This is a genomic window from Arthrobacter sp. Dra40 (assembly GCF_059091905.1).
In genome coordinates, this window is the sequence record NZ_JBNHHB010000256.1 from 1 (window position 1) to 6351 (window position 6351).

General features: G+C 67.9%; 7 protein-coding genes. 5 read left to right on the forward strand and 2 right to left on the reverse strand.

Annotation, left to right across the window (positions count from 1 at the left end):
* Positions 1-807: DnaJ C-terminal domain-containing protein (locus AC5RWT_RS33095; protein ID WP_494083910.1), on the forward strand; the 807-nt coding region annotated here is incomplete at its 5' end.
* Between the two features lie 81 nt (positions 808-888).
* Positions 889-1299 (forward strand): heat shock protein transcriptional repressor HspR, encoded by a 411-nt coding sequence (locus tag AC5RWT_RS33100; RefSeq protein WP_493967270.1) that lies wholly within the window; start codon positions 889-891, stop codon positions 1297-1299.
* A 78-nt stretch (positions 1300-1377) separates the two neighbouring features.
* Here the strand turns inward: AC5RWT_RS33100 and AC5RWT_RS33105 are convergent, their stop codons facing one another.
* A complete protein-coding gene (locus tag AC5RWT_RS33105) occupies positions 1378-1941 on the reverse strand; it encodes a COG4315 family predicted lipoprotein (RefSeq protein ID WP_494083911.1) in 564 nt (187 codons plus the stop codon).
* A gap of 317 nt (positions 1942-2258) precedes the next feature.
* Between AC5RWT_RS33105 and AC5RWT_RS33110 the strand changes: the two genes are divergently transcribed.
* Together AC5RWT_RS33110 and AC5RWT_RS33115 are read left to right on the forward strand one after the other, a co-directional pair.
* Complete coding sequence (locus AC5RWT_RS33110) at positions 2259-2756, forward strand: sigma-70 family RNA polymerase sigma factor (protein WP_494083912.1); 498 nt, start codon at positions 2259-2261, stop codon at positions 2754-2756.
* Complete coding sequence (locus tag AC5RWT_RS33115; protein WP_494083913.1) at positions 2753-3421, forward strand: zf-HC2 domain-containing protein; 669 nt, start codon at positions 2753-2755, stop codon at positions 3419-3421. The genes AC5RWT_RS33110 and AC5RWT_RS33115 overlap by 4 nt, the downstream gene beginning before the upstream one ends.
* Before the next feature lie 31 nt (positions 3422-3452).
* On the opposite strand, the gene trmB is transcribed toward AC5RWT_RS33115, so the two are convergent.
* Positions 3453-4364 carry a tRNA (guanosine(46)-N7)-methyltransferase TrmB gene (gene trmB / locus AC5RWT_RS33120; RefSeq protein WP_494083914.1) on the reverse strand — a complete coding sequence of 304 codons (912 nt, stop codon included), beginning with the start codon at positions 4362-4364 and terminating at the stop codon, positions 3453-3455.
* Positions 4365-4603: 239 nt separating this feature from the next.
* Here trmB and AC5RWT_RS33125 point away from each other — a divergent pair, with 239 nt between their 5' ends.
* The gene (locus AC5RWT_RS33125) at positions 4604-6316 is read left to right on the forward strand and encodes a DEAD/DEAH box helicase (protein WP_494083915.1); all 1713 of its coding nucleotides are present in this window, start codon (positions 4604-4606) and stop codon (positions 6314-6316) included.
* Positions 6317-6351 lie beyond the last annotated feature (35 nt).

A 6351-nucleotide genomic window follows, 5' to 3' on the forward strand; every position in this document is an offset into this window, starting at 1 on the left:
ATCTCCGAGGCCTACTCAGTCCTTTCGGACCCGGGGGAGCGCGAGCAGTACGACGCGATCCGCGCCATGGGCAGCGGTGCGCGCTTCAGCGCCGGCGGTCCCGGTGGCGCCGGCGGGCCGGGTGCCGGCGGCTTCGAGGACATCTTCGGCAATCTGTTCGGCCAGGGTGCCCGCACGCGAACCAGCTCGGCGGGCAATGTGCCACCGGAGTTCGCCGATCTGTTCGGCGGGTTCGGCGGGTTCCAGCAGCAGCAGCCGCCGCGCAGGGGCGGCGACCGCACTGCGAGCACCAGCATCTCCTTTGCCGGTTCCATCAACGGAACCACCATCGGCTTGCGCGAACCCAGCGGCGAAGTGATCGACGTGCGGGTCCCTGCCGGTATCAAGGACGGCCAGAAAGTCCGCGTCCGCGGCAAGGGCCAGCCGGGCCCCGCCGGCGCGGGCGATCTGATGGTCACCGTCAACGTCAAGCCCCACCCCTTCTTCCAGCGCGACGGCGACAATATCCGCATTCACGTCCCGGTAACGTTTCCGGAGGCTGCCTTGGGAGCGCAGATCGACGTGCCCACGCTGACCGGTGAATTCGTCAAGGTCAAGGTCCCTGCAGGAACGCCGTCGGGGCGCACGCTGCGCGTCAAGGGGCGCGGCGTGAAGACGTCGAAAAACACCGGTGACCTGTTGGTGACCATCGACGTGGTGGTCCCGCAGAACCTTGGCAAGGAGGCGGAAGAAGCCGTCGCCGCTTTCGCTGCGGCGACAGCCGGATCCGACCCCCGCGGCAACCTTGCGGCCAAGGCCCGGTTGTAACGGGAACCCTTGCACAGCAGCGTGGAAGGCACGGACGGGAAACGCGCGCAGCGCAGAAGGGAGAGCACCTTGAGTATCGACATGAATGCGCCGATCTTCGTGATTTCGGTGGCGGCCGAACTGGCGGACATGCACCCTCAGACCCTGCGCCAGTATGACCGCCTCGGCCTGGTCTCGCCCTCGCGGCAGCGGGGCCGGCAGCGCCGCTATTCGCAAAAGGACGTGAATACCCTGCGTGAGGTCCAGCGGCTCTCGCAGGAAGGCGTCTCGCTGGAGGGGATCAAGCGCATCCTCCAGCTGGAGAACGAGGTTGCTGCCCTCAAGGCCCAGGTCAGGGACCTGTCGGAGGAACTGGTGGCCAGGCAGCGCACCGGCCTCGATTCCGCACGCGTGTTCGCGGCCGGTTTGGCCGGCGATGTGGTGACGCTGGCCCGGGGCCAGCGGCCTCGTCCGCGCAGCCAGGCGTTGGTGGTCTGGCGCCCGCAGCGCTGATCCGGCCGCGCGCCGCCGCGGTAAGCCCGCAGCTGCCGTGCCCCAAGAAGGCAGCTGCGGGCAGGATGGCGGCGTTGGTTACTTGATCATTTTTCCGTCAGGTGCTGCCACAAACCAGACGCCGTTCACGCCCTGTCCTGTGGTGTCGCCCGGAGCCTTGTCCTTGACCCAGTAGTAGATGGGCATGCCGTTGAGCGTCACCTGCTGCTGTCCGTCAGGCGTGTTGATAAGCCCCGCTTTGGCGGTCACGCCGTCAAGTTTCGGCTCTCCTTTGGCCAGCACAGGCGGCCATGCGGCCAAGCAGTCGCCGGTGCAGGCGCTCTTGCCCGAATTCGGGACGTCCTTGGTGAAGTAGTAAACCGTCATGCCTTTGCCGTCCACCACAATCTTGCCCAGGTTTGAATCCGCCGTGGCCAACGTGGTGACGGTTCCGGATGCTTCGGTGCCGCCGCTCGCACCTCCCTCGGCCTGCGGCGACGCTGGCCCGGCGGTCATGCCGGGTGAGCTGGCCGCCGACGTCGCGCTGCCATAGGGTGCGGCCGGGCCGGCAGGCGCTTGGGTTCCCGAACCTCCTCCGCAACCGGTCAGCACCAGCATGGCACCGGCCAGCAGGGACGCTGCGGCTGTCTGGGTGATTTTCATAAGGGTTCCTTTGCCGTCTCTTGAATGCTGGCAGGAGTACGCTGCCCGGAATGAACTGCCCGGGATGTGCTCTCCGGAGGGCAACGCCCTGAGCGCACTGCCCGAAGTGGCGCCTTACCCGGATTGCGATGCGGCGCGGCCCGCTATTGGCAAAGACGCCGCCCGCGCCCACAATGGTTCAACGGTGGGCGAGGAAACTTTCGGTGCCGCTGAACCGGAACGCCGCCGCCGTCGTTCTACTCCATAGAAGCTGCGGAAGTGCGCTGCGGCCCGCTGCTCAAGGCGGCGCCGTGCCGGGCGGCAGGGAGGAGGCGGCCGTGCCGTTGGACGAGGAAGCCGTGGCCCGTCTCTACCGCGAGCACGCCATGGCGCTGCGGCGGTTTGTGCGTGCCGCGACCTCCAATGACGATCAGGTGGAGGACGTGGTGCAGGAGACGATCCTGCGGGTGTGGAAGCGAGGCCCGGACACCGACAACATGCGCGGTTACCTGTACCAGACCGCCCGGCACGTCATCATCGATGGCTACCGGCGCCGCATGCGCCGGCCGAACGAGACTGATCTGGGCGAGGATGAACCCGCCATCGACGAAGATCAGCTTGAGCGCCTGCTGCTGCGGGTGGTGATGCAGGAAGCGCTGGCACGCATCAGCACCGACCACCGCAACATCATCCTCGCCCTGCACTACCAGCGGCTTACCGCATCGGAAACGGCCCAGAAGCTGGGCATTCCGCTGGGCACGGTCAAGTCGCGGGCGTTTTACGCGGCCAAGGCACTGCGTGCCGTTCTGGACGAGATGGGGGTGCAGCAGCCATGAACATTGACGAGGAAGAGCACGAACTGCTCGGCTTGTACATTTTGGGCGGGCTGGACCGCCGCCAGCGGCCGGTCTTCGAAGAACACCTGGCCTCCTGCCCCGAGTGCCGCCGGGAGGCCGCCGGCCTCGAGTCGCTGCCGGATTTGTTGGACCTGCTGCCACGCGATGCAGCGCTGGAGCTGGCGGTGCCGCCGCAGCATGAGCTCGAGGAGCGTACCCGGGAACTGGTGGACGAACTGGCGCGCCGCCGGCGGAAGGAACGACGGCGGTGGACCGGGTTGGTGGCAGCCGTGGCGGCTGTGTGCCTGGTTGCCGGGGCGGCCGCCGGCCCCTTGCTGAGCCAGCAGCAGCAACCACCGTCGGACACCTATGTGATGACAGCCAGCGGCGGCCTGCAAGTGGAAGTGGCGCTGGTGCACAAGGCCTGGGGCACCGAGATGCAGGTTGCGGGGGAACAGTTGCCGCCGGACGGCGTGCTGACGCTGTGGGTAACCGGAACATCCGGCTACACCTATCAGGTGGCCTCCTGGCAGGCGACGCCGGCGGGCCGGGCCTCGCTCACTGCAGCCTGCGCCATGGACACCGACCAGATCGCGCAAGTGGAGCTGCGCGACAACTCGGATGCGACGCTGGCGGCTGTCGCCACTGGCAGGCCCGCTGACTAGGTCCCCGGCCGGGTCGGAAGGCCTGGATGGATCATTTCCGGCGGTAGGCGAGGTCGAAGATTATCCGTCCGGCGTCGTGGGCTTTCTGCTCGAAGCTGGTCATGGTCCGGCCCTCGAAGCGGGGAGCCCAGCCGCCAAGAGTGTCCATGCCTTCACCGGTGCTGGCGTTGCCGGTGCTGACCGGGACCTTGCCCTCGCGGACCGGCGCTCCGCCGACAACCCCTTCGACGCCGCTCTCCCACACCTGCGTCAACGGGCTGTCAGCCCCGGTCCGCTCACCGGCATGCAGATTGCGGAAGTCCGGCGAGGCGTCAGCGACCCGGCGCATTTGGATGGCGTAGTCGGACCAGTCCGTGGCCAGCCGCCAGATCCCGCCCGGTTGCAGTACGCGGGCTGCCAGGTCCACGAAGCTCTCCTGGACCAGCCGGCGCTTGTGGTGGCGGGTCTTGTGCCACGGGTCGGGGAAGAACACCCAGAGTTCGGTGAGGGAGGACTCCGGCAACATGGTGGCCAAGGCATCCGGGGCGTTCACTTGCGCGACCCGCACGTTCGACAGGCCGCGCTGGCCGATCCGCAACAGGGTTTGCGCCAATCCCGGCCGGTATACCTCCAGCGCCAGGAAGTTCCACTCCGGATGCTGCTCGGCGGCGTGGCACACGGCCTCGCCCAGGCCGGAGCCGATCTCCACGATGAGGGGAGCCTTCCGCCCGAAGGCGGCCTCCGCCTCGAAGACGTAATCCGGGTCCACCGTGGTGTCGCCACCACTGCGGGGAAGATCGACGGCGTACTTCGGGGCGTACTCATCCCATGCCTGCTGGCGGCGGCCCTGCAGGCGGGAACCGCGCCGCACAAAGCTGACGGGCTGGGCAAGGTGGGCCGGTTGCGTCAGGCGCGCCCCGTCGTCGTACGCGGCAGATTCAGGGGTGGGGGAGTCAGTGGTCATCCCCACCAGACTATCGCCCGTGCGGGGGAAGCCCGGCCGGGCTGCTAGACTGGTGATACTCGGATGCGCAGTTTGACGCGTTTCCCTGCGTCGATGAACGCTTTCATTTGCACCGCCGCATTTCCGTCTGATGACGTGACCGGACTGATCCGGGGCGGATGGCACTGTCTGATTTTTCTTCGGCGACCCTGGGCTAACCTGCCGCGGGGACACTGACCGGAAGACATTTGCACTTTCTTATGACTACTTTTGCTGCCCTTGGCGTGCCCAAGCCCCTTGCCTCGAAGCTTGCCGCTGACGGCATTGAAGCCCCGTTCCCCATCCAGACCGAAACACTGCCCGATACGCTCGCCGGCCGCGACGTGCTTGGCCGCGGCCGCACCGGTTCGGGCAAGACCTTGGCCTTCGCGCTGCCGCTGGTGGCCCGGTTGGCCGAGCGTGAAGCGGCCCATTTCCGCAAGCCGGGCCGCCCGCTGGGCCTGGTGCTGGCGCCGACCCGCGAGTTGGCCACTCAGCTCAACAACACCATCGAGCCGCTGGCCGCCGAACTGGGACTGAACACCACCGTCATTTACGGCGGCGTTTCGCAGCAGCGCCAGGAAAAGGCGCTGCGTGCCGGCGTCGATATTGTGATTGCCTGCCCGGGCCGGCTTGAAGACCTGATGAAGCAGAAGGTCATCACGCTCGAATCCGTGGAAATCACCGTGCTGGACGAAGCCGACCACATGGCCGACCTGGGGTTCCTGCCCGTGGTGAAGAAGCTGCTGGATACCACCCCCAGTGGTGGCCAGCGCATGCTGTTCTCCGCCACCTTAGACAACGGTGTGGACAAGCTGGTGCAGCGGTACCTCTCCAGCCCGTTGACGCACTCCGTGGACGACCCGCAGGCAGCGGTTACCACGATGGAACACCACGTGCTGATGACGCGCGATGCTTCGGAAAAGAAGCAGGTGCTTAACCGTCTGGCCGCCGGATCCGGACGCCGCGTGCTGTTCACCCGCACCAAGCACCACGCCCGCAAGCTGGCCAAGGCCCTCACCGCTGCCGGTATCCCGGCGGTCGACCTGCACGGCAACCTGTCGCAGAACGCCCGGGACCGCAACCTGGCCGAGTTCTCCTCGGGTGGGGTGCGCGTACTGGTCGCCACCGACGTGGCGGCCCGCGGCGTGCACGTGGACGATGTAGAACTGGTCATCCACGTTGATCCGCCCACGGAGCACAAGGCGTATTTGCACCGTTCCGGCCGCACCGCCCGCGCCGGTTCCGACGGCACCGTCGTGACCCTCGCTCTGCCGGAGCAGCGAATCGAAGTCAGCAAGCTGATGAAGGCCGCCGGCGTGGACGTCGCCTTCGAGAACGTCACCGCTTCCTCGGAGCTGCTGGCGAACCTGGTGGGCGAGGTCGCTGCACCGGTGGATCCGCAGCTGCGGGCCCAACAGCAGGCAGCAACCCTGCCTCAGCGTGGCGGCGGCACCTCTACCGGAGCCAATGCCCAGCGCAAGCGGGCCATGCGCTCCGGCAGCCGCAGCGGACGGACCCGCACCGGCGAAGCCCGCCAGCAGCCCGCTGCTGCCGGCAGGTCAGAGGGCAGCCAGCGCCAGTCTGCCCGCGGCGAGAGCCGTGGTGGCCAGACCAGGGACGTCGCCGCCCGCAGCCACGGCAGCCACCGCAGCACCGCCGGCACTTCGGATTCCACCGGACGCCGCAGCCAGTCCGGAACCGCAGCGGGTGGCCGCAGCGGTTCGGGTTCGGCACGTTCCGGAGGCCCCGTTCGGTCGGGCAGCGCTCCGCGCACGGCCGCCGGCCCCCGCACCTCGGCTTCGGGCACCCGCACCGCCGGGGGCACCCGTCCGGTCTTCCGTTCGGAAACGCCGGCGTCCGAACGCCCCGCCCGCCGTGGCCCGCGCCGTGCCACCGCACCGGCTTCGCAAGAAAAGCGCCGGACCAACTAGAACGCGCACACGGCTTAGTGCACCTGGCTTAGTGC